1 protein-coding gene is annotated in these 1,517 nt (G+C 29.4%); it reads left to right on the forward strand.

What is annotated here, in order from left to right:
• The coding region (locus tag ACFILZ_RS09740; RefSeq protein ID WP_375611053.1) for a hypothetical protein at positions 1-181 on the forward strand (181 nt) is incomplete at its 5' end.
• Between the last annotated feature and the right edge of the window lie 1,336 nt (positions 182-1,517).

Consider the following 1,517-nt stretch of genomic DNA (forward strand, 5'->3'; position numbering starts at 1 on the left):
GAAAAATCATAGTGCAACAAATTACACCCTCAAAGAAGAATATTTTGATTATGAACGTGAATTTGGTGTTGCCGCCAGATACCAAATATTGCATAAAAAACTAATAAAGTCAATAGGTTTTATGCAATTATTTTATATGAATCCACTCAAGAATCCATCTTTTTGTGCATGTTTAAATTGACCATTTTTTATAAACAATTGCCATGTATGAATAGACCATAAAAAGCAAATCATGATGTAAATATTATAACGCATGTAAACGTTCAAATGAAATGAAAAGCAGCTATCATTCATAACAGTTCATAAATCTTATGATACGTTTTTATCACAGCAGAAATCGCATTGTTTAAAATTTAGTCGTTTGGAACTATCGATAACGTATGTTTAAAGATTACTTCTTATTTTAAAGATTGGATTGTTAATCACATGATAAAAACATAAAATTACAGTTCTCAAAATTGAGAATCGTAAAATCTAAAAATGCTATAGCAATACCTTATTACCTATAAGAGGGTAATCGTTTGAAACTGTTATAAGGTAAATTGTATCAAAAGATACGCATTTATAGAAAATACAGATCATATAATTTTTCCCCAAATTGGGAAAAACCTTTAAAATGGCATTAAAGAAATTAACTGTTTGAAGCATTCATAAGCTTATAGGTTTAATTCATAAAGATTGCACAAAGGATTTAAAGAGAAGATCGATTTTAAAACCACGGTATTTTTTACCGAGGTAGGAAATAAAGGTCATGAAATTCAAAACATTATATCTTATGAAATCAAAAGCCTTTTAATGAATATAGTGCATAGCTAGTTTTGAAGAACGCAACTGTATTCGCTTCCACAAAAAAATGGAAGCGAACAATGCCATGGCAGTAGAATTACTATCTACTTTAGACTTGGTACTAAGAAATGTTTTAAAAGTTATAGTTTAAAAATACGCTTATGAGAGCCTCTCTAAGTGAACGTTTGAAACGGATGTTTATAACAGTTTTTAAAGCCTTGCGTTTGATAAAAGCGGTTGTTTATTGTCTTATGAGAGTTTATTTTTAAAGCCAACGTTTGCAACTGTAAAAAACGGGTTGAAAGCTACCAAACGTTTTGATAGGTTTTTATTTTAGATAATGTGTTATTTGAATTCACTCAGCTCGATTTTGAGCTTAGTATATTGAAACGTTTTAAAAGAAGCATTTTGATCATGTGCTTTATTTCAAATGACTACCTCACAAGGAGAGTGTTATGATTAATACGTTTGAGAGTAACAAAAAGCATTTATAGGCTCTCTCATTCAAATGAGTGAGTAAAAATCATACGCATTATTTACATTCCTTTTGATAAGTTTTCATATCTCAATAGAGCGCTTGCAATATAATACGTTTTGTATATATGCATTCATTACTCCATTGTGGATGATTATTTTTCTATCATTATAATCGTTATTTGAAAGCCGCGTCATATCACTTGACACGGCTTTCTTTTATGAATGCTCTCTTTTATGATATGTATATTAAGCAA

This window comes from Bartonella sp. AP40SXNS (genome assembly GCF_042195825.1).
In the GTDB taxonomy this organism is placed as follows: Bacteria; Pseudomonadota; Alphaproteobacteria; order Rhizobiales; family Rhizobiaceae; genus Bartonella.